Source organism: Bradyrhizobium sp. 521_C7_N1_3 (genome assembly GCF_052075975.1).
GTDB classification, from domain to species: Bacteria; Pseudomonadota; Alphaproteobacteria; order Rhizobiales; family Xanthobacteraceae; genus Bradyrhizobium; species Bradyrhizobium japonicum.
On sequence record NZ_CP197232.1, the window covers coordinates 9902122 to 9923013 of the forward strand.

The window sequence follows — 20892 nt, forward strand, 5'->3', positions numbered from 1 at the left end:
CTGAGAACCGCTCCGCAACAGCGACGGCGGAGATTGACTCCCCTCTCCGCCGCGCTCAAAACGTCGACAACCAAGGGAGGCACCATGTTCAACGATCTGTTCTCGCTCAAAGGCCGTGTCGCGCTCGTGACCGGCGGGTCGCGCGGCATCGGCAAGATGATCGCGGCGGGCTTCCTCGCCCAAGGCGCGGCGAAGGTCTACATCACCGCGCGCAAGGCCGGTCCCTGCGAGGCCACGGCGAAAGAGCTCTCCGCCCAATATGACGGCGAATGCATCGCGCTGCCGATCGATATCTCGACCATCGAAGGCTGCGACAGGCTGGCCTCCGAAATCATCAAGCTGGAGCCGAAGCTCGACATCCTCGTCAACAATGCGGGTGCGGCCTGGGGCGCGGAGTTCGACGAATTCCCCGAAAGCGGCTGGGACAAGGTGATGGACCTCAACGTCAAGTCGCTGTTCTTCCTGACCAAGGCGCTGGCAAAGCCGCTGCGCGCCGCGGCCTCGCACGAGCGGCCCGCCAAGGTGATCAACATCGCCTCGGTCGACGGCATCTTCGTCAATCCCAGCGAGACCTATTCCTACGCCGCCAGCAAGGCCGCCGTGATCCATATCTGACGCGGCGCATGGCGACGAAGCTGATCAAGGACAACATCAACGTCACCGCGATCGCGCCGGGCGCGTTCAAGTCCGACATGAACCGCGCCGCGCGCGACCATGCGGACGAGGTCGCCAAGCGCATTCCGGCGCGGCGTATCGGAACCGATGAGGACATGGCCGGCGTGGCGATCTACCTCGCCTCGCGCGCGGGTGATTACGTGGTCGGCAACACCATCGCCGTCGATGGCGGCGTGGTATACGCGAATGCGGGACTGGAGATTGCGGGGTAGGCGGCGCGCATCAGCACGGAGCGAGCCTCACACCCACTGTCATGCCCCGGCTTGACCGGGGCATCCAGTACGCCGCGGCCTCTCGGCCAAAGCACAGCCGTCTCTGGAATACTGGATCACCCGCTCCAGTGCGCAATTGCGCACAAGGCGGGTGATGACAGCATTCGTGTGGCGCGAGCGCTCGTCCCGCTTACGACTCGATCTTCACGTACTCGAAATCGCCGGGCTTGTTGTCGATGCCGACCTTCGGCGGCGAGATCCAGGAGGCGAACTTGCCGGTCTCGGTGACGGGCTGCATCAGCGAGGTGATGAAGTCGCCGTCGGCGGTCGAGGGCAGCCACTCATCCTTGCGCTTCGCCCAGATGGCATCGTCGATCAAGATGCCGTCGGGCGTCGCGTGCACGTCCTTGAACTCGCCGATGTGGCGGTGGAAGGCGACGTTCGGCAGCGTCAGCTTGAAATCATAGCCCGCCGTCGAGATCACCTTGTTCCAGCGCAGCATGCCCTTGACGCAGTCCTGGCTGTAATCGTCGCGCAGGCGCATGTTGAGAGCGGTCAGCGCCGGCTCGTCGACCAGCTTGATCTCGCCGTTGATGAACTTGAGCACCGGATAGGTAGCGTTCTTGAGCTGGTGATCGTCGTCGATCTGGGTCTCGTGATAACGGCCCTTGATGCCGGTGTTGAAGGCGTTGGCCGCGTTGGTCGAGACCTCCGAGCCGAACAGGTCGAGCGACAGCGTATAGTGCAGGTTTAGCTTCTTCTGGATCGTCGGCAGGTCGATCACGCCGAGCGCGCGAACCTTGGCGATGTCGGTGGGATCGGTGATGCCGGCTTCGCGCATCGCGTCACAAGTGCGCTGCACGACGCGGGTGATGCCGGTCTCGCCGACGAACATGTGGTGCGCCTCTTCCGTCAGCATGAAACGGCAGGTGCGCGATAGGGGATCGAAGCCCGACTGCGCGAGCGAGTGCAGCTGCATCTTGCCGTCGCGGTCGGTGAAATAGGTGAACATGAAGAAGGACAGCCAGTCCGGCGTCGCCTCGTTGAAGGCTCCCAGCATGCGCGGGGCATCGGCATCGCCCGAGCGACGGCGCAGCAAGTCATCCGCTTCCTCGCGGCCGTCGCGGCCAAAGTACTTCTGGAGCAGGTAGACCATCGCCCAGAGATGGCGGCCTTCCTCGACGTTGACCTGGAACAGGTTGCGCATGTCGTAGAGCGAGGGCGCGGTCTTGCCGAGGTGGCGCTGCTGCTCGACGGAAGCCGGCTCGGTGTCGCCCTGGATCACGATCAGGCGGCGCAGCATGGCGCGATACTCGCCCGGGACTTCCTGCCACGCCGGCTCGCCGAAATGCTCGCCGAACGGAACGACGCGATTTTCCTCCTGCGGCGCAAGCAGGATGCCCCAGCGATAGTCGGGCATGCGGACATAATCGAACTTGGCCCAGCCGCGCGGGTCCACGGAATAGGCGGTGCGCAGATACACCAGCGACTCCTGGAAGCCTTCCGGCCCCATGTCGCTCCACCAATCCATATAGCCGGGATGCCAGCCTTCCAGCGCCTTCAGCACCTGGCGGTCTTCGGCAAGATTGACGTTGTTGGGAATCTTGGTCGAGTAGTCGACGTTCATGATGTTTATGTTCATGGCCGTGCTCCTTGATCTGTCTCGTGTCCCGGACGCAGTGCGGCGCGAAGTGCTGCACTGCTGAGCCGGGACCTATGTCTGGTCCTGTGGGTCCCGGTTCTGCGCAGCGTCACTTCGTGCCGCAGCGCGCCCGGGACGCGAGAGTCATCAAACCCGCGTCATATCGAATTTCGGCTTCTGGCCGCTGCCGTAGCGGCGCAGTGCGCCTTCCTCACCGACCGCGTTCGGGCGCTGGAAGATCCAGTTCTGCCACGCGGTGAGGCGCGCGAAGATTTTTGATTCCATCGTCTCGGGGCCGACGAAGCGCAGGCTGGCTTCCATGCCGGTGAGGCTGTCGGGCGAGAAGCTGGCGCGCTCCTCGAGGAAGACACGAACTTCGTCGTCCCAGTCGATGTCGTCGAGCGCGAAGGTGACGAGGCCGAGTTCTTCCGCCTGCTCGGCGTCGAGCGCGGTGCCCAGGGTGGCTTCCGCACGCTCGACGTCGGACGGATCGGCCTGGAAGCGCGATTCCAGCCGGGTCAGGCCGTGGCTCATCGGATACGGACCGAAGTTCATGGCCGACAACTCGATCGACGGCGGCGGACGATTGTCGCCCTGGCGCGTGCCGATCAGCATATAGGAGCGGTCGGCGGCGAAGACGAGCTCGGCGAGCGTGCCAGCAAAGCAGGAGCCGGGCTCGACCAGCGTCACCAGCGTGCGCGAGGTGACGTCGATGCGCTTCAGCACGCGCTTCCAATAGTGCCTGATTTCATTGACCAGCCAGTGCGCCTTGTTGGCTTCGAGGAAGGCATCGGATGCCAGCACATGGGCGCGGTCGCCATGGCTCTTGAAGACGAGCATCGCGATCTCGAGCTCGTTGATGCGCAGATGCAGGATGGCGTCGTCGAGCTCGCGCGCGACCTGGAGCGGCCAGAACGAAGGCCCCTGCGCCATCATGCCGTCGATGTCGGCCGGCGGCGCGGCCTCGGGCGCCTTGATCGAGACGGTGGCGATGCGCGCCGTGCGATCGATGTCGACGCTGACAAAACCGTAGCGGATGCTGGTCTCGTCGATGACCCGCTTGAGCGGCGTCAGCGCGATGCCCTTGCCGCTGCCCTTGCGCTTCGATTGGCCCGCGAACTCGTTGGCGCGCTCGGCGATCTTGGCCTCGAGCTTCGAGTTCGGCGCGATCTCGTCGACGAGGCGCCACTGCACGGCGCGCTTGCCCTTCACGCCTTCCTCGATAGTGCAGAAGAAATCGGCGTGGTCGCGGCGCACCTTGCGCTTGTCGACGACGCGGGTGAGGCCGCCGGTGCCCGGCAGCACCGCGAGCAGCGGCACTTCCGGCAGCGCAACGGCCGACGAGCCGTCATCGGCAAGGATGATGTGGTCGGTCGCGAGCGCCAGCTCATAACCGCCGCCGGCGGCCGAGCCGTTCACCACCGTGATGAAGCGCTGGCCGGAATTCTCCGACGAGTCTTCCATGCCGTTGCGGGTCTCGTTGGTGAACTTGCAGAAGTTCACCTTGTGGGCATGGGTCGAGCCCGCGAGCATGCGGATGTTGGCGCCGGCGCAGAACACGCGGTTCTTGGCCGAGCGCATCACCACGACCTTCACCTCGGGGTGTTCGAAGCGCAGGCGCTGGACGACGTCCGCCAGCTCGATGTCGACCCCGAGATCGTAGGAATTGAGCTTGAGCAGATAGCCCTCGAACAGGCCGCCATTCTCGTCGACGTCCATGGTCAGGGTGGCGACGTCGCCATCGACCGCGAGCTTCCAGTGCTTGTAGCGGGACGGTTCGGTCTGGAAATCGATGAATGTCGCGCCGCCTGCGAGGCGCCGATCTTCCCCGGCCATGGGCCACCCTTGAGCTTGATTATGCGTTTTGGCTGTAGCGTTAGATGCACAATAGTGCATCTTTTCGAAAGCGTCTAGCCCTTAACGCGTGCCGCATGCACTTTGTTTCATGAGGCCTATTGAGACCGCACAATGGCGCCGAGGGTGATCCAGTCCGCCTTGGAGAGTTGGGGACGGCCCAGCTTGGCCTGGAGCAGAGCCGTCAGCGCCGGAATGGGGAAGCTCTCGACAAAGCCGTCGCCGCCCGCGGCCGCCTTGCGCGAGTTCAGCGCCCGCAGCTCCGCCATCGCATCGCCGAACAGCCGCGCGGCCGAATGCAGCCGCTGCATGCGCAGTCGCAAATTGGCATTGGCGATGTGAATGCAGGCGCGCAGCAGAATGCGCTCGCGGCCGCCTTGCGGAGCCGCGGCCCAGACCGCTTCCAGCACCTCCTGCGATTCCCAGAAATAGCCGCGGTCGTTGAGCGCGAGCCCGTAGCGCAGCGCCGGATGGCGCGCCGGCACGTAGCCGCGGAACGCCGGGGGCACCAGCGCCTTGGCCAAATCAAGCGTCTCGTAATCCGCGTCGACCCCGTCGGTCTCGCCCGGCACATAGGCCCATCGCGGCCACGGTAACGGGCCGCTCGCACCCGAAGGCACATTCATGGATGTGCCTCCGCAGGATCATGCGGCGCGTCCTTGAAGTCCCTGATCGTCGCGCAGGGCCGCTTTTGCAAATTGCTCAATAGCGTCAAGCGTCGCCCCCGGCGCTTCACGATGCGGGGAATGTCCCGCGTCTGAAATAATTTTCAAATCTACCGGACAGTAGCATTCTTCCTGCGCAATATCGACCTGTCGCAGTGTCCCATATTGGTCGTCCGTGCCCTGCACGATCAGGACGGGAACGCGGATGTAGGCGAGGTATTCCGAGATGTCCCAGTCGCGGAATTTCGGATCGAGCCAGGCACGGTTCCAGCCGTAAAAGGCGTTGTCGACGTCCTTGTGCCAGCGTGCCAGCTTCGCCTTGAGGTCGGTGGTCTCGAAGGTCGTCTTGATCGCTGCGATGGATTTCACCGAGATGTCCTCGACGATGAAATGCGGCGCCATCAGCACGAGGCCGTTCAAGCGGTGATCCTGATGCGCACCGGCATAGATCGTCGCGATCGAGGCGCCATCGGAATGGCCGAGCAGGAGGCCGCGCTTGAAGGAAATCGCATCGAGGATCTTCGGCAGCACATCCAGCGCCTCGCGCTGCATGTAGTCGAGCGGCCGCGGCAGCGTGACCGGACTCGACTGGCCGTAGCCCGCGCGCGAATAGACGAAGATGCCGGCGCCGGTGGCTTGCTGCAGCTTCTCGGGCAAGTCGCCCCACAGGCCGACGGAGCCGAGGCCTTCGTGCAGCATGACGATGGTCGGTGCATCGGCGTCCTGCGGGGCAAGCCATTTGTATTCGAGGCTGGCGCCGCCGATGCTGAGGAAGCCGGTGGGGGTGAGGTTGGTCATGCTGTCGTTCCCGTTCCTTCCGTCATTCCGGACAGCTCGCAGCGCGAGTTGATCCGGAATCTCGAGATTGTCTTGGAGGCTCGAGATTCCGGGTTCGCGCTTCGCGCGCCCCGGAATGACGGAACCACTCAATTCGCGCCCTCGCGCAATTTGAACCGCTGGATCTTCCCCGTCGCGGTCTTCGGCAGCGACTCCACCACGTCGATCCATCGCGGATATTTCCACGGGCCGATCTTCTGCTTGACGTGCTCCTTCAGCATCTCCTGCAAGTCCGTGGTCGCCGCGCCCGAGCGCAGCACGACGAAGGCCTTCGGCTTCAGCAGGCCTTCCGGATCGGCTTCCGGCACGACGGCGGCTTCGAGCACGGCGGGATGCGTGATCAGCGCGCTCTCGACCTCGAACGGCGAGACCCAGATGCCGGAGACCTTGAACATGTCGTCGGCGCGGCCGCAGAAGGTGTAGCGGCCTTCGCCATCGCGGACATATTTGTCGCCGGTGCGGGTCCACGGACCTTCGAAGGTGCGGCGGCTCTTGTGGCGCTGGTTCCAGTAGCCCTCGCCGGCAGAGGGCGCATCGACCAGGAGCTCGCCGACCTCGCCGTCGGCGACATCCTGGCCGGCCTCGTTGACGAGCCGCACCGCATAGCCCGGCACCGGCTTGCCGGAGGAGCCGTATTTGATGTCGCCGGGCGCGTTCGACAGGAAAATGTGCAAGAGCTCGGTCGAGCCGACGCCGTCGAGGATGTCGACGCCGAAGCGCGCCTTCCAGCTGTTGCCGACGGATTCCGGCAGCGCCTCGCCGGCGGAGGTGCAGATGCGGAGCGACTTGCCGCCGCGCTCGGCCTTCATCGTCTCGTCGTTGAGCATCGCCGCGAACAATGTCGGCACGCCGTAGAAGATCGAGGGATTGTACCTGTTCATCAGGTCGAACATGCGCGCCGGCGTCGGGCGCTCGCTGTTCAGCACCACGGTGGCGCCGACCGACATCGGAAACGTCAGCGCATTGCCGAGGCCATAGGCGAAGAAAAGTTTTGCGGCAGACAGGCAGACGTCGCTCTCGCGGATGCCAAGCACCTGCTTTGCGTAGGTGTCGGCGGTCGCCTGCATGTTCGAATGCAGATGGCGCACGCCCTTGGGCATGCCGGTCGAGCCGGACGAATAGAGCCAGAACGCCGGCTCGTCCGGATGCGTGGCGGCGGTGGTGAACTGGTCGCTCTCATCAGCGATCTCTTCAGCAAGCTGCTTGTGACCGTTCTGCTTAGCGCCGGAGACCACGACGTGCTCGAGATCCGGCATGCGGCCCACGACGTCCTTGATAACGGGGTAGAGCGCCTCGGAGACGAACAGCACGCGCGCGCGGCAATCGGCGAGGATGTAGGCGTATTGGTCCGCGGTCAGCAGCGTGTTGAGCGGCACCGGCACGATGCCGGCGCGGATCGCGCCCAGGAACACGATCGGGAAATCGACCGTGTCCAGCATGATCATCGCGACGCGCTCCTCGCGGCGGACGCCGAGCCGGCGCAGCATGTTGGCGGCACGCCGGGTCTCGCGCTGGAGCTCGCCATAGGTGAGCCGCGAAACGGTGTCGTCGAAGACGAGCTTGCTGCCCCTGCCGTCCTCGACGTTGCGGTCGAGCAGCCAGGTCACCGCGTTATAGGATCCCTCGCTCACGGACTTCTCCCCCGAATTTAGAATTATAATTCATAGAAAGACACCGCAGCGGCTTGCTGTCAATGCCGGCAGGCACTATGTTTCATTAAAATGCGCCGCAGGACACCCTCTCAAGAAGGCCCATGATCTGCAGTCCATGACCGACAGTCCCGACGCCGAATCCCGATTTCTCGAACAGCTCGGCCAGCGCGTGCGCACCATGCGCGCGCTGCGCGGCATGTCGCGCAAGGTGCTCGCCAAGGTATCGGGAATTTCGGAGCGCTACATCGCGCAGCTCGAGAGCGGCAAGGGCAATGTCTCCATCGTGCTGCTGCGCCGCGTCTCCGACGCGATGGGCGCGCATCTGGAAGATCTGCTTCCCTCGGCCGATCCGACGCCGGACTGGCAGATGTTTCGCGATCTCCTGCGCAAGGCGACGCCGTCGCAGATCGCTCAGGCCAAGGACGTTCTCGCCGGCGGCAGCGCGTCAGCGCCGCGGCGAGCACCGTTCTGCGGCATTGCGCTGATCGGCCTGCGCGGCGCCGGCAAATCCACGCTCGGCAAGATTTTGGCGAAGAAGGTCGGCTGGAGCTTCGTCGAGCTCAACAAGGAGGTCGAGCAGCAGAACGGGCTCTCGGTCGCCGAGATCATCGCGCTCTACGGCCAGGAAGGCTTTCGCCGCATGGAGCAGGCAGCGCTGCAACAGCTGCTCGCGCGCAACGAGCTGATGGTGCTGGCGACCGGCGGCGGCATCGTGTCGGAGCCGCTGACCTTCGACCAGATCCTCTCGTCGTTCTACACGATCTGGCTGAAGGCCGAGCCCGAGGAGCACATGGCCCGCGTGCGCCGCCAAGGCGATCTTCGCCCGATGGCGGACGACCGCTCCGCAATGGCCGAGCTGCGCAACATCCTGCTGAGCCGCGAACCGCTGTATTCGCGCGCGACGGCGGTGGTGGATACGGCAGGGCTGTCGGTCGATGCGGCGGCTGCAAGGCTGATCGATGCGGTGCGGCCGGTGCTGCAGAACGAAGCCCGCAGCTTTGGGCTGCGCAGCGTGGCGCTGTAGGGCGCGCCCTAATCAAACTCTCCGCTGTCGTCCCTGCGAACGCAGGGACCCATACCGCGCGATCTATCGATTGTGATCGCGGCTAATCCCGAACGACCAGACTTCGCCAAACTCCTCCCTTTGGCTATGGGTCCCTGCGTTCGCAGGGACGACAGCGGAGTTTGTAGGCAAACGCAATGTCACTATATCAGGGCACAGCAATAAGCCTTGGGACCACTCATGACCTCCAGCGACGTCACCACCTCCATGTTCGAGCGGATCGGCGGCAGCGCCACGATCGACGCTCTCGTCGACCGCTTCTACGACCGCATGGACACGCTGCCGGAGGCGCAGATGATCCGCGCCATGCATGCGGATGATCTCGGCCTGATCAGGGACGTGCTGAAGCGCTATCTCACCGAATGGACCGGCGGCCCAAAGCTCTATACTCCCGAGAAGGGCCATCCGCGGCTGCGGCAGCGGCATATTGGTTTTGCCATCGGCGATGTCGAGCGCGATGCGTGGCTGCTCTGCATGCGCGGCGCGATGGAGGAGACGGTCGTCGACGCTGCCGCGCGACAGGACCTCGATCGCGCGATATCGGGCTTGGCCGACTGGATGCGCAACCGCAGCTAGCCGCGTTCAGTCGAGGCCGAGTGCGCTGATGTCGGCGGCAAGCTTCACTCCTGGGATCCGCGGCACCAGGTGGGTTTTGACGGCGTAGCCGCCGAGGAAAATGTCTGGACGGCTGGGCGCCGGCAATGCTTGCACGCGCTCGATGAGCGACGCGACGGCATCGCACTGCTCGCGTAGGGCGATCGAAACGAGCAGCGTCTTGGGCTCACCCGCGATCGCCGGCTCGGACAGGACATCGAGAACGGTGAGATCGTCGACATGGCGCGTCCGCCATCCCTGGTTTTGCAGCCAGAGGCCGAGGATGCGAATGCCCACCACGTGGATATTGCCCGGTGCGTTCATCAGGAGATAGCAGCCGTCGCCTGCATGCCGCGCCGGCTGCGACCAGGCCTGCCTCATCTTGGCCTCGACAAGATCGACTACCCGCTCGGCGAAGGCGGTGAATTCGTGCTCGCCCGCGACGGTGAGCGTGCCGCGCTCCCAGGCGTTGCCGATCTCGTAGAGCATCGGCGCGATCATGCCGATGAGTATGTCGACCGGCCGGCAATGGACGGCGATGGCGTTGTCGACCAGCGGCCCGGCCGCGTCGAAATCGCTCCTGCGACCCGCGGCAAACAGCGCCTGAAAGATGTCCCGCAGCGCGACCGCATGGGCATATTCATCGCCGCTGAGCAAATCGGGCTGTTCACCCGAGCATTTCCGGCACAGCCCGTGCGTGATGCTGAAGTCGGCGTACGGCCGCATCTCGCCGATGAATTGCTGGCAATGGGCACACCATTTCAGCACGCTCTGACTCCCCAAGGGCCACATTAAGGGCGTCGGCTCCGGTAAGCGTAACGCAGCATTGCCGCTTTCGAAAGCGGCAACGTCTCAACGCAAGTGGTGACCGGGTAGTGTCGCGTGCGGCATAGGCGGCTTGCAACGAACGAATTTGAGTCCCGCGGAGGCTGCCTGCTAAGCTTGACGCATGACAGCACCCCTGCCCGACACGATACGCCGCCTCTATACCGATCCCGGCGAGTACATCGACAGCGATCATCCCGCCGTGCGGCAATTCGCCGAGACCGCCGTGCGCGCGGACGCCAGCGCCCGCGAGAAGGCGAGTGTGCTCTACAAGGCGGTGCGCGACGGCATCCGCTACAACCCTTACGTCAGCATGCGCGTCGCCGACACGTTTCGCGCATCGAGCGTGCTTGCCGCAGGGCAAGGCTATTGCGTCGGCAAGGCCTCGCTCTATGCCGCCGCCTGCCGCGTCCACGGCATTCCCGCCCGGGTCGGCTTTGCGGATGTGAAGAACCACCTCACCACCGAGAAGCTGCGCGCGAGCATGGGCACCGACATCTTCACCTGGCATGGCTTTACGGAAGTGCATGTCGACGGAGCCTGGCGCAAGGCGACGCCGACCTTCAACGACACGCTCTGCGCCAAGGTCGGCGTCGTCCCGCTCGATTTCGACGGCCACACCGACGCGCTGCTGCACCCCTTTGACGGCGAGGGCCGCGCCTACATGCAATATGTCAACGACCGCGGCACCTATCACGACGTGCCGGCCAAGTTCCTGATGCACGAGATGGCGAGGGACTATGCCAACATGCAGGGCGAGGATCTGTCGGGCCGTGACATGGAGCGCGAGGCGGAGGGGCAGTGAGATTTTGGGGCAGTCCTCTCACTGAGCGTGCGCTCTGCTCCCTCCCCTGCAAAGTCGGAGGGAGCGCAGTGTGCTCGACGGCGCGACTGCACATCTCACGACACCGAGACTAACCCACCCTGCGCACGCCAACCCGATCGTTGCACGCATCGAACACCGAACGGTCGAGTGCTTCGGCGGCAAAGCCCGCCACATAAATCAACGCCAGGATCGCCGCCGAAATCGCCACCGTCTCCGCATGCGCGAACAGCAACCGCAACAACCGCTGCGACAATGTCGGCGGCGGGAAGCGGTAGGTCCGGCCCTGTGGCGTGATCAGGTCAAACGACCGAACCGACCGCGAGCGCACGGGGATCTTGCTGGGCAGCATCCGGATATCTCCTCTCCAGCTCCTCGATCATGCCGCGCGCGATCTCCCGCTCGCCCATGATGACCACATCCGCCCCCAGCCCCTTCAAATGATCGACCTCGGCATCCGCATGCGCTCGCGCGATGATGCGGATGTCCGGATTGGCCGCGCGCGCCTGCTGCACGATCTGCCCCGCCTCGAACGCCTCGGGGATCGCGATCACGAGATGCCGCGCCCGTGACGGATTGGTGGCGCCGAGAATTTCGGGCTGCGCGGCATTGCCCATGACGGTCTCGATGCCGCCCTGCTTCAGCTTCGCCAGCGCACTCTCGCCGACCTCGGCGACAAGGAACGGCAATTGCCGCTGCTTCAGGGCATCGCCGACGAGCGCGCCGACGCGGCCATAGCCGATCACGATCGTGTGGTCGGTCAGGTCGGTGGTGCGGATCGGTTCGGGCACGGCGGCCGCGGCCTGCGGTGAATCCCGGCGCGGGTCGAGACGCGGCGCGAGCCAGGTGGCGGCCGCGAACATCAGCGGGTTGAGCATGATGGAGAGGATCGCGCCGGCCATGATCAGGTCGCGGCCGTCGCTGGGCAGGATCTGCGAGGCGACGCCGAGCTCGGCCAGGATGAACGAGAACTCGCCGATCTGCGACAGGCTCGCCGAGATCGTCAGCGCGGTCGCGACCGGATGCCGGAACAGCACCACGATCAGGAACGCCGCGAGTGATTTGCCGAGCATGATGATCGCCAGCGTCGCCAGCAGCGGCCAGGGCTCGCCAACCACGCTCATCGGATCGAACATCATGCCGACCGAGACGAAGAACAGCACCGCGAAGGCATCGCGCAGCGGCAGCGATTCTTGCGCGGCGCGCGCGCTGAGCGGCGATTCCCGCAGCATCATGCCGGCGAAGAACGCGCCCAGCGCCAGCGAGACGTCGAACAGCTTCGTCGCACCGAACGCAATGCACAGCGCGATCGCAAGCACGCCAAGACGGAACAATTCGCGCGAGCCGGTATGCGCGATGTAGTGCAGGATCCAGGGAATCACCCGGCGCCCCACCACCAGCATCAGCCCGATGAACACGATGATCTTGGCCAGGGTCAGCATCACGATGCCGGCAAGCCCGAAGCCGGCCTGCGCGGCCAGCGGCTCGAAGGCTGGCTTGTCGCCGCCGGCGCCCTGAAGGCTTGCGATCGCCGGGAACAGCACCAGGACGAGCACCATCGCGAGGTCCTCGACGATGAGCCAGCCGACCGCGATGCGGCCGCGATCGGTCTCCATCAGGCGCCGCTCCTGCAGCGCGCGGAGCAGAACGACAGTGCTCGCGACCGACAACGCCAGGCCGAACACGAGTCCCGCACCGACGCTCCAGCCCATCAGCCATGCAAGGCCGAGCCCCATCAGCGTCGCAACGGCGATTTGGACGACGGCGCCGGGAACGGCGATGTTGCGGACGCGCAGCAGATCCTCGAGCGAAAAATGCAGGCCGACGCCGAACATCAGCAAGATAATGCCGAGCTCGGCGAGCTCGGTCGCAAGCGCCTGGTCGGCGACGAAGCCCGGCGTGAACGGGCCGACGGCGACGCCGGCGAGCAGATAGCCGACAAGCGGCGGAATGCGGAACCGCTGCGCTATAGTTCCGAGTACGAAAGCTAGTCCGAGTCCGACGACGATGGTGGCGATGAGAGGTGTGTCATGCGGCATTTTTGCCTTTTGACACAGCGAGCGCGCCGGCGCACCGCGACCAAGTGAGGCGGCTCAGCGCGCGACGCCTGCCGCAATCGCGCCGTCAGATCGACCAATAATTCGGGTGCGCGTAGGGCCGCGAACGATCGCCCCAGTCGAATTCGTCGCCGTCGAACTCGCACGGCCCGCTGGCGAGTTCGTCCTGCGTCACCTCGACACGAAAAGCCTGCCGCGCAGGATCGTATTTCAGCGCGCCCCACTGCACAGGATAATGGTGGTGCGTGCCGAGCAGCCCGCCAGTCCTGATCACGGCGTAGGCGACCGTGCCGGTCACCTTGTCGAGCATCAGCCGCTCGATCGAGCCGAGCTTCGCGCCGTCGCGCCCGTAGACGCAGACGTGCTCCACGCGATCACTGGGAACCATGGTGTGTTTCATGGCGTCCTCCCTGTTGTCTTGCGTGACGAGATTATAAGCCCGCGGGCGCGCGGCGCCAACGATCGTTGCTATAACAGCTGCGACCGCACGGACTCCGCGCCTTCGCGGAGCAGCGGGAGCAACCGGTCGACCAGCTCCCCTGCCGGCACGCGGTCGACATGGGCGCCCATGTTGATCGCGGCGACGATCACGCCGTCGTAGCGGCGCACCGGAACCGAGATCGAGCGGAAATGCGGCTCTGCCTCGCGATCGACCAGCGAATAGCCCTGGTCGCGATCGGCTGTGATGATGGCGAGCAGCGCCTTCGGATCGGTCACCGTCTGCGGCGTCAACATCTCGCGCTTCATTGTCTTCAGGCGTGCGGCAAGCGCTGCGTCATCGAACTGCCCGAGCATGGCGCGTCCGACCGAGGTGCAGAACGCCGGCAGCCGGTAGCCGATCTCGAGCCCACCAGAAAACATCCGCGCGGGGCTGCTGCGTGCGACAAACACGACGTCGTCACCGTCGAGCACCGCGAGCGAGGAGATTTCCTGCGCTGCCGTGGCGACGCGATCGAGCACCGGCTGAAGCACGGCGACGAGCTGGCTGGAGCGCAGGTAGGACGCCGCGAGCGTCAGCACGTGCGGCGTCAGCGAGAACAGCTTGCCGTCGCCGGCGACGAAGCCGCCGCGCTGGAGCGTGAACAGCATCCGCCGCGCGGTGGCGCGCGGCAGCTCTGCGGCCCTGGCGAGATCGCTCAGCGTCATCGGGCCGGTGGTCGTGCCGAAACATTGCAGCAGGCGCAGGCCGCGATCGAGGCTCTCGACGAAATCCGTCGCCCGCTCGTCGTTTTCGCTGCGCTTCAGCTTGGGCATAGGTCCGGGAACATCCTGCAAAATATTGCTTGCCGCCGGACCAAGGCATGGCATAATTCGCCCATTCGTTCAATAGGCGAACAACGCCTCTCCGACAAAGGACACAGCCGCCATGATGAGCCAGGAGCAGAACGACCTGATCACCCGTACCGGTCCGAAGGACCCCTGCGGCAAGCTGATGCGGAGCTATTGGCAGCCGGCGGCGCTGGTCGACGAGCTGGAGGGCGCGCGCCCGATCCGCCCCGTCAAACTGCTCGGCGAGAACCTGGTGCTGTTCCGCGACGAGAGCGGACGCTACGGCCTGATCGACCGTCACTGCGCCCATCGCGGCGCCGACCTCGCCTTCGGACGTCTCGAACATGGCGGCCTGCGCTGCGCCTTCCATGGCTGGCTGTTCGACGCCACCGGCCAGTGCATCGAGACGCCGGCCGAGCCGAAGGACTCAAAACTCTGCCAGAACATCCGCCAGCGTTCCTATCCCGTGGTCGAGAAGAGCGGCATCCTGTGGGCTTATCTCGGCGAGGGTGAGCCCCCGGCCTTTCCGGAGCTCGACTGCTTTGTCGCGCCCGGCACGCACACTTTTGCGTTCAAGGGCCACATGGCCTGCAACTGGCTTCAGGCCCTCGAGGTCGGCATCGATCCTGCGCACGCCTCCTATCTGCACCGCTTCTTCGAGGACGAGGATACGTCGACGGCTTACGGCAAGCAGTTCCGCGGCGCCTCCGCCGGCTCTGATCTGCCGATGACAAAGATCCTGCGCGAATACGACCGTCCGATCATCAATGTCGAGCACACCGAATATGGCCTGCGGCTGATCGCGCTGCGCGAGATCGACGAGGAGCGCACCCATGTGCGCGTCACCAATCAGCTCTTCCCGCACGGCTTCGTCATCCCCATGAGCACGGAAATGACGATCACGCAGTGGCACGTGCCAGTCGACGACGAGAACTGCTACTGGTACGCGATCTTCACCAGCTACACCAACGCGGTCGACAAGCAGAAGATGCGCGATCAGCGGCTCGAGCTCTATGAGCTGCCCGACTACAAGTCGCGCAAGAACAGCGGCAACGATTACGGCTTCGATCCGCACGAGCAGGCGACCGCGACCTATACCGGCATGGGCACCGACATCAACGTCCACGACCAGTGGGCGGTGGAATCCATGGGCGCGATCCAGGACCGCACCAAGGAGCATCTCGGCTCGAGCGACAAGGCGATCGTGCAGTACCGCCGCCTGCTGCGGCAGGAGATCGAGAAGGTCGGCGGCGGCGAGAAGCCGATGCTGTTCCTGGACGAGAGCAGGGCGCGCAGCATCCAGGGACCGGCCACCATGGACGGCATCGGGCCGACCCAGGGTTGGGAGCTCTACTGGATGGAGGTCGACGTCAAGCGCCGCCGCGGCGCACCTTGGGCCGCGCCGGTGCCGAAGGAGATCGCGGACAACGTGCACCGGCTGACGGCGGCGGAGTGATAATGCCGTCAATCAGCGGCGGGCGCCGCATACTCCGCTGTCATGCCCCGCGAAGGCGGGGCATCCAGTACGCCGCGGCCTCTCGCGGATACGTTACCGCCTCTGGAATACTGGATCGTCCGCCCCAGTGCGCAACGCGCACAAGGCGGACGATGACAGCGTGGGCTATGCTCGCACCGAGCATCAAGGAGAGATAGCAGTGACTTTCGTCGCGCGTCATGCGCTGTGGTCGGATGAGCAGAGGGACGCCGCAGCGCGCCTGCGCCGCATCGTCGAGGAAAAGAACCTCGAGGTCATCCGCCTCGCCTTCCCGGACCAGCACGGCATTTTACGCGGCAAGACCATCATCGCCGCCGAGGCGATCGCCTCGCTGGAGAGTGGCTGCTCCATCACCACGACCATGCTCGCCAAGGATACCTCGCACCGCACGGTGTTTCCGGTGTTCACGTCAGGCGGCGGATTCGGCATGAAGGAGATGGAGGGCGCGGCCGACGTGTTGATGGTCGCCGACCCAACCACCTTCCGCGTGCTGCCATGGGCGCCCGCGACGGGCTGGGTGCTCTGCGATCTCCATTTTGGCGACGGCCGTCCCGTGCCGTTCGCGACCCGCGGCCTCTACCGCAAGGTGCTCGATGATCTCAGCGGCCGCGGCCACGATTTCGTCGCCGGCCTCGAGGTTGAGTTCCACATTTTCAAGCTCGACGACGCGCATATGCGGCCCGAGGATGCCGGCCAGCCCGGCACGCCGCCGTCGGTGAGCCTGCTCAGCCACGGCTATCAATACCTCACCGAGCAGCGCTTCGATCAGATGGAGCCGGTGCTGGAGATCCTGCGCCGCGATATCGTCGCGCTCGGACTGCCCTTGCGCTCGGTCGAGGTCGAGTTCGGGCCGAGCCAGTGCGAATTCACCTTCGCGCCGAAGAAGGGGCTGGAGCCCGCCGACAACATGGTGCTGTTCCGCTCTGCCGTGAAGCAGATCGCGCGCCGCCACGGGTATCACGCCACCTTCATGTGCCGGCCGAAACTGCCGAACGTGTTCGCGAGCGGCTGGCATTTGCATCAGTCGATCGTCTCGCGCGCGTCCGGCGAAAATCAGTTCATGGCGAAGGACGGCAGCGAGCCGCTCAGCGCGTTCGGCCGGGCGTACCTTGCCGGCCTGCTCGACCACGCCCGCGCCTCGACCGTGTTCACCACGCCGACCATCAACGGCTACAAACGCTACCGCTCCTATTCGCTGGCGCCGGACCGCGCGATCTGGGGCCGCGACAATCGCGGCGTGATGATCCGCGTGCTCGGCGGCGCCAATGATGCCGCAACGCGCCTGGAGAACCGCATCGGCGAGCCCGCCGCCAATCCCTATCTCTACATGGCCTCCCAGATTCTCTCGGGCCTCGACGGCGTCGACCGCAAGCTCGACCCCGGCCCGTCCGCCGACACGCCCTACGAGACCAAAGCGCCGCCGTTGCCGAAAAGCTTGCGCGATGCGGTCGCCGCGCTGAAGGACGATCCGTTCTTCCGCGAGAAGTTCGGGCCTGAGTTCGTCGACTACTACACCCACATCAAAAATGCCGAGATCGACCGCTTCCTGTCAGAGGTGACCGACTGGGAGCACCGCGAATATTTCGAGGTGTTTTGACGGGGATACGTCTCACGCCCGCGTGAGGCGACTTCGTCCGGTCTGTTCCGACGACATCACGGCGCCCGCCGACGAAGCCATTTTCCCTGTCCCTCGAAAACGGCCGGAAAGACTCGGGGCCTAGCATCCCCACATGTGATCAACAGCGGAGTTCGATCATGTGGGTTCAATTGTTCAGCCTGATCTACCGTCTGTCCTGCCGGACCACCTTGGTTGAGATCGGCACGCACCACCTGGCGCGTTAGTCGCCCAGCGATTTGGGTAATACATATTGACCGGATAACCGGGGTTCTCATCCGCAAGCTGATTCACCAGCGATAGCCGAGCGTTGCGATGACGGTCAGCGGCGCGCCGCGGTAGCAATAACCGACCTGGCACGTGGTGTAGTGCAGATTGAACAGGTTCTTGGCATTGACCTGGAACTGAAGGCCCCTCAGCTCCTTCGCCGCCTGGCCAAAATCATATTTCAGCGCCGCGTCGATCAGGGTTACCGAGCTGTTCTTGAACGTGTTCGCATCATCGCCGTAGCTCCAGGACATGTAACGCGCACCGCCACCGACGCTCAATCCCGCGAACGGTCCGGCCAGCGGCAGGGCATAGTTCGCCCACAGCGTCGCGGTATGCGGAGGATTGCCCGAGGGAAACTTGCCGATCAGCGAGTCGTCAGCGGCCTGCTTCGTCACCATGTCGAGATAGGTGTACGACGAGGTGATGTCGAAACCACCACCCAGGCTTGCAAGCGCCTGCAATTCGAAGCCGCGGCTTTGAATCTCGCCACGCTGGACCGTCACGCCCGTCCCCGTCGTGACCAGGCCGCCGTCCTGGGTCAAATCGAACACCGCCGCGGTAATGAAGCTCCTTGTCCCCTGCGGCTGGTACTTCACACCGACTTCAGTCTGCTTGCCGGTGGTCGGCTTGAAGAACGCGCCCGACGGATCGACGCCGAGATTGGGAAAGAACGAGGTCGAATAGGCGACGTAAGGCGCAACGCCGGAATCGAACACATAGGTCAGCCCGGCTCGCCCGCTATAGGCCTGATCGGACTGCGTCTGCCGGGTCAGCGCGAACAGATCCTCACCCGTGGTGCTGACCCAGTCGCTGCGGCCGCTCAATGTCAGGATCCAGTGGTCGAGCTTGGCCTGGTCCTGGATGTACACGCCGGACTGGGTCTGTCGCTGCTGCGTCGAGGACGAGATCGCCGGATCGGGAATGGATTCCGGCGCGTAGACCGGCGCGGCCAGGTTGAGATCGGAGACGCCGAAGCCGAATCCCTGCTTGTCGTTGAACTTCGACGCGGTGTAGTCGGTGCCGATCAGGAGTGTGTGCTGCACGGGTCCGGTCGATAGCCTGGCCTCGACCTGGTTGTCCATGATGGCCGATTGCAGCGTGTCGTGGACATAGCCGGTGTAGCGCGAGACGACATTGCCCACGGGAGCGCCGAGAAAGCCGACATAGCGGGTGACCGCATCGACATCGACGTAGCGGAATTTCTGGCGGACGGTCACGTCGTTGTTGAATGCATGCTCGAACAGGTAGCCCACACGTCCCTGTTCCTGATCGAGCGAATTGTAGGACGGACTGCCCGTAAAGATGTCCGTGGTGGTGCCGGTGCCCGTGGAATAGGTGAACATCGATCCGGGCGTCTTCGACTTCTGATAGGACCCGAGAATCGTGAGCGTGGTCGATTGATCCGGCTTCCAAGTCACGGCGGGAGCGATGTAGGTCCGATTGTCCTTGCCGCCCGGCACGAATACGTCCGCGTCGCGCACCACGCCGGTCAGCCGATACGAAAATTGACCGTTGGCATCGACCGGGCCCGAAAGGTCGAAATTGCCCTGAATGCGATCGCGGTCGCCGAACACCGTTTGCACTTCGTGAAACGGCTGGCTGGTCGGCAGCTTGCTCGACAGGTCGATCAGTCCGCCGGGGGAGCCGAGGCCATAGAGGGCCGAGCTCGGTCCACGGACCACGGTGATGCTGTCGACCCCATAAGGCTCGGTCTTGAACACGCTGAGACCGGCTCCGACGAGGCGCAAGCCGTCGAGATAAACGCCGTTATAGGTGATGTCGAAGCCGCGGATCGCGATGGCGTCGAACCGCGGATCGAAGCCGGACGCATCGATGCGGACGCCGGGTTCATAGCCAACCGCCTCTGTCAGCGACTGGACGGCACGATCATTGAGTTCCTTGCGCGTCACGACCGAGAGCGACTGCGGCGTCTCGAGCAACGGGGTGTTGGTCTTCGTGCCCGCCGAGCTGCTGTCTGCAACATAGCTGCTCTCGCTCGACGCGTTGGCGCGACCGGCACCGGCCTCACGCACGCCCGGATTTCCGGCTGGCGCGGACCCGGCATTGCGTTGCGTCGCGACGCGGCCGCGCGACGACTGCGAAGCTCGCTGCGCGGGCTGGGTGCGCGGACGCGCCGGGATCGGTGCCTCCACCGTGACGGGAGGCAATGTCGCCGCGGTCGACGTCGAATTGGTCCCGGAGGTCTGTGCGACCGACGGCGCCGCATGCAGGACTATTCCCAGGCCGGCCGCTCCCAGACCAGTTCTCGCCATTCGTTCCCAGCCGAGCGTCCGCCCGTCGTTGCGCGTCATCGTCTTCCCCGAGTTCCGTGTTCGAACAACCCGGGAGTAACCAGATCGAGGCGCACGCCGCCTTTGCGCGCGCGCAAATCACCTTTGATCGCGCGTGGAGGCTTTCAAATTGACTGGCTGCGGCTCGGCGAATGGCCGAAGCGCCTGCGGAAGGCCGTCGCGAAATTAGCCGGATGGGCATAGCCGACCCGAAAGGCCGCCTCGGTGACCGACAAGCGTTGATGAATCAGAAGGTCACGTGCGGCATCGAGCCGACGAGCCCGCAAATAGTCGATCGCGCTCTCGCCATACGCCATCTGGAATTTCTGGTTGAAGGACCGGCGGCTCAGCCCCGCATTCCGCGCCAGCTCGTCGATGCTCCAGGGATAAGCGAGATCGGCATCCATGCGCGCCTTGACCGATTGCAACCGCACCCGCTGGAGGTCGGCCGCAGGATCGAGCACGATCCCGCGCTCGCCGAACAAGGCGTGGACCACGATCTCGGCGGCATGCGCCGACAGCAGCAATTGCGTCGCGTTTCCGGCCACCGGTGGCGAGAACATTTCTGCCGCGAGGGCCTGCACACGCGGAGACGCCGTGAGAGAGACGATAGCCGTGCCCAACGCGTCAGTCCTGAACAGCGCCCGAACCTCGTCGCCGAGTCCAAGCCCGTCGATGGAGGCTTGGGGAAGCGCCAGGCCGATCGCAGGACGTTCGCCGCAGCGAACCGAGCCTCCCACGGAAAGGGATTCGCGCACCGCAATCGCCGTCATCTGCCTTTCGCCGGTTGCGCGCGTCAGAATGCCGCGGCCTGCGCCTTCATCGAGTGCGACGGAGATGAACAAGCCCGGCGCTACGATCGCGGGCCGATCGGGATCGGCGCGAAACTCACCTCTGATGAACACACAGCCCGGGAAATCCAGCCATTGAGGCGCTGTCGAAGCGCCTCGCTGTGCGGGGCCGATGATGTCGTCGTCAGGCCGTCCGGCAATTTGATTGTAAAAGTCCTGCATCGAATCCGCTACGCCGCGACATTGGCGGCTGGCGGCGACG

The 20892-nt window shown here is 64.7% G+C and carries 17 protein-coding genes and 1 pseudogene; 6 read left to right on the forward strand and 12 right to left on the reverse strand.

The window, feature by feature from the left end; genetic code table 11:
• The first annotated feature begins 84 nt into the window (after nucleotides 1–84).
• A pseudogene (locus AB7008_RS47050) lies at nucleotides 85–887 on the forward strand (SDR family oxidoreductase).
• Between the two features lie 190 nt (nucleotides 888–1077).
• Here AB7008_RS47050 and boxB read toward each other — a convergent pair.
• The 5 genes from boxB to AB7008_RS47075 all read right to left on the reverse strand — a co-directional run bounded on the left by boxB (nucleotide 1078) and on the right by AB7008_RS47075 (nucleotide 7516).
• Nucleotides 1078–2529, reverse strand: a complete 1452-nt coding sequence (gene boxB, locus AB7008_RS47055) for a benzoyl-CoA 2,3-epoxidase subunit BoxB (RefSeq protein ID WP_441261055.1) — start codon at nucleotides 2527–2529, stop codon at nucleotides 1078–1080.
• Between the two features lie 147 nt (nucleotides 2530–2676).
• Nucleotides 2677–4365 carry a 2,3-epoxybenzoyl-CoA dihydrolase gene (gene boxC, locus AB7008_RS47060; RefSeq protein WP_441261056.1) on the reverse strand — a complete coding sequence of 563 codons (1689 nt, stop codon included), beginning with the start codon at nucleotides 4363–4365 and terminating at the stop codon, nucleotides 2677–2679.
• Between the two features lie 116 nt (nucleotides 4366–4481).
• Complete coding sequence (locus AB7008_RS47065; protein ID WP_441261057.1) at nucleotides 4482–5009, reverse strand: DUF309 domain-containing protein; 528 nt, start codon at nucleotides 5007–5009, stop codon at nucleotides 4482–4484.
• Nucleotides 5010–5027: 18 nt separating this feature from the next.
• A complete protein-coding gene (locus AB7008_RS47070; protein ID WP_441261058.1) occupies nucleotides 5028–5846 on the reverse strand; it encodes an alpha/beta fold hydrolase in 819 nt (272 codons plus the stop codon).
• Between the two features lie 128 nt (nucleotides 5847–5974).
• Complete coding sequence (locus AB7008_RS47075; RefSeq protein WP_441261059.1) at nucleotides 5975–7516, reverse strand: benzoate-CoA ligase family protein; 1542 nt, start codon at nucleotides 7514–7516, stop codon at nucleotides 5975–5977.
• Nucleotides 7517–7643: 127 nt separating this feature from the next.
• On the opposite strand from AB7008_RS47075, the gene AB7008_RS47080 reads away from it, so the two are divergent.
• Together AB7008_RS47080 and AB7008_RS47085 are read left to right on the forward strand one after the other, a co-directional pair.
• Nucleotides 7644–8561 (forward strand): helix-turn-helix transcriptional regulator, encoded by a 918-nt coding sequence (locus tag AB7008_RS47080; protein ID WP_441261292.1) that lies wholly within the window; start codon nucleotides 7644–7646, stop codon nucleotides 8559–8561.
• A gap of 219 nt (nucleotides 8562–8780) precedes the next feature.
• Nucleotides 8781–9176, forward strand: coding sequence for a group II truncated hemoglobin (locus AB7008_RS47085; protein ID WP_441261060.1), 396 nt, complete (start codon nucleotides 8781–8783; stop codon nucleotides 9174–9176).
• 6 nt (nucleotides 9177–9182) lie between these two features.
• Here the strand turns inward: AB7008_RS47085 and AB7008_RS47090 are convergent, their stop codons facing one another.
• Nucleotides 9183–9962, reverse strand: coding sequence for a cobalamin B12-binding domain-containing protein (locus AB7008_RS47090; protein ID WP_441261061.1), 780 nt, complete (start codon nucleotides 9960–9962; stop codon nucleotides 9183–9185).
• A gap of 181 nt (nucleotides 9963–10143) precedes the next feature.
• Here AB7008_RS47090 and AB7008_RS47095 point away from each other — a divergent pair, with 181 nt between their 5' ends.
• A complete protein-coding gene (locus tag AB7008_RS47095; RefSeq protein WP_441261062.1) occupies nucleotides 10144–10824 on the forward strand; it encodes a transglutaminase-like domain-containing protein in 681 nt (226 codons plus the stop codon).
• 109 nt (nucleotides 10825–10933) lie between these two features.
• On the opposite strand, the gene AB7008_RS47100 is transcribed toward AB7008_RS47095, so the two are convergent.
• The 4 genes from AB7008_RS47100 to AB7008_RS47115 all read right to left on the reverse strand — a co-directional run bounded on the left by AB7008_RS47100 (nucleotide 10934) and on the right by AB7008_RS47115 (nucleotide 14153).
• The gene (locus AB7008_RS47100; protein ID WP_155255873.1) at nucleotides 10934–11194 is read right to left on the reverse strand and encodes a hypothetical protein; all 261 of its coding nucleotides are present in this window, start codon (nucleotides 11192–11194) and stop codon (nucleotides 10934–10936) included.
• Nucleotides 11145–12881, reverse strand: coding sequence for a YbaL family putative K(+) efflux transporter (gene ybaL, locus AB7008_RS47105; RefSeq protein ID WP_441261063.1), 1737 nt, complete (start codon nucleotides 12879–12881; stop codon nucleotides 11145–11147). Before ybaL ends, AB7008_RS47100 begins: the two co-directional genes overlap by 50 nt.
• A gap of 85 nt (nucleotides 12882–12966) precedes the next feature.
• The gene (locus AB7008_RS47110; RefSeq protein ID WP_014491274.1) at nucleotides 12967–13299 is read right to left on the reverse strand and encodes a PRC-barrel domain-containing protein; all 333 of its coding nucleotides are present in this window, start codon (nucleotides 13297–13299) and stop codon (nucleotides 12967–12969) included.
• Between the two features lie 68 nt (nucleotides 13300–13367).
• Nucleotides 13368–14153 carry an IclR family transcriptional regulator domain-containing protein gene (locus AB7008_RS47115; protein WP_248880433.1) on the reverse strand — a complete coding sequence of 262 codons (786 nt, stop codon included), beginning with the start codon at nucleotides 14151–14153 and terminating at the stop codon, nucleotides 13368–13370.
• A 112-nt stretch (nucleotides 14154–14265) separates the two neighbouring features.
• Here AB7008_RS47115 and AB7008_RS47120 point away from each other — a divergent pair, with 112 nt between their 5' ends.
• Together AB7008_RS47120 and AB7008_RS47125 are read left to right on the forward strand one after the other, a co-directional pair.
• On the forward strand, nucleotides 14266–15624 hold the full coding sequence (locus AB7008_RS47120; RefSeq protein ID WP_014491272.1) for an aromatic ring-hydroxylating dioxygenase subunit alpha: 1359 nt from the start codon (nucleotides 14266–14268) through the stop codon (nucleotides 15622–15624).
• Nucleotides 15625–15823: 199 nt separating this feature from the next.
• Entirely contained in the window at nucleotides 15824–17260 is a 1437-nt protein-coding gene (locus AB7008_RS47125) for a glutamine synthetase family protein (RefSeq protein WP_028155173.1), read from the forward strand.
• 308 nt (nucleotides 17261–17568) lie between these two features.
• On the opposite strand, the gene AB7008_RS47130 is transcribed toward AB7008_RS47125, so the two are convergent.
• Entirely contained in the window at nucleotides 17569–19860 is a 2292-nt protein-coding gene (locus AB7008_RS47130) for a TonB-dependent siderophore receptor (protein ID WP_441261064.1), read from the reverse strand.
• A 104-nt stretch (nucleotides 19861–19964) separates the two neighbouring features.
• Nucleotides 19965–20852, reverse strand: a complete 888-nt coding sequence (locus tag AB7008_RS47135; RefSeq protein ID WP_441261065.1) for a helix-turn-helix transcriptional regulator — start codon at nucleotides 20850–20852, stop codon at nucleotides 19965–19967.
• Nucleotides 20853–20892: the final 40 nt, after the last annotated feature.

What these genes read in the sequence shown, in the direction of transcription:
- boxB (WP_441261055.1), bottom strand. Translation starts at nt 2,529, where the DNA reads ATGAACATAAACATCATGAACGTCGACTACTCGACCAAGATTCCCAAC.
- boxC (WP_441261056.1), bottom strand. Translation starts at nt 4,365, where the DNA reads ATGGCCGGGGAAGATCGGCGCCTCGCAGGCGGCGCGACATTCATCGAT.
- AB7008_RS47065 (WP_441261057.1), bottom strand. Translation starts at nt 5,009, where the DNA reads ATGAATGTGCCTTCGGGTGCGAGCGGCCCGTTACCGTGGCCGCGATGG.
- AB7008_RS47070 (WP_441261058.1), bottom strand. Translation starts at nt 5,846, where the DNA reads ATGACCAACCTCACCCCCACCGGCTTCCTCAGCATCGGCGGCGCCAGC.
- AB7008_RS47085 (WP_441261060.1), top strand. Translation starts at nt 8,781, where the DNA reads ATGACCTCCAGCGACGTCACCACCTCCATGTTCGAGCGGATCGGCGGC.
- AB7008_RS47095 (WP_441261062.1), top strand. Translation starts at nt 10,144, where the DNA reads ATGACAGCACCCCTGCCCGACACGATACGCCGCCTCTATACCGATCCC.
- AB7008_RS47100 (WP_155255873.1), bottom strand. Translation starts at nt 11,194, where the DNA reads ATGCTGCCCAGCAAGATCCCCGTGCGCTCGCGGTCGGTTCGGTCGTTT.
- ybaL (WP_441261063.1), bottom strand. Translation starts at nt 12,881, where the DNA reads ATGCCGCATGACACACCTCTCATCGCCACCATCGTCGTCGGACTCGGA.
- AB7008_RS47110 (WP_014491274.1), bottom strand. Translation starts at nt 13,299, where the DNA reads ATGAAACACACCATGGTTCCCAGTGATCGCGTGGAGCACGTCTGCGTC.
- AB7008_RS47115 (WP_248880433.1), bottom strand. Translation starts at nt 14,153, where the DNA reads ATGCCCAAGCTGAAGCGCAGCGAAAACGACGAGCGGGCGACGGATTTC.
- AB7008_RS47120 (WP_014491272.1), top strand. Translation starts at nt 14,266, where the DNA reads ATGATGAGCCAGGAGCAGAACGACCTGATCACCCGTACCGGTCCGAAG.
- AB7008_RS47130 (WP_441261064.1), bottom strand. Translation starts at nt 19,860, where the DNA reads ATGACGCGCAACGACGGGCGGACGCTCGGCTGGGAACGAATGGCGAGA.
- AB7008_RS47135 (WP_441261065.1), bottom strand. Translation starts at nt 20,852, where the DNA reads ATGCAGGACTTTTACAATCAAATTGCCGGACGGCCTGACGACGACATC.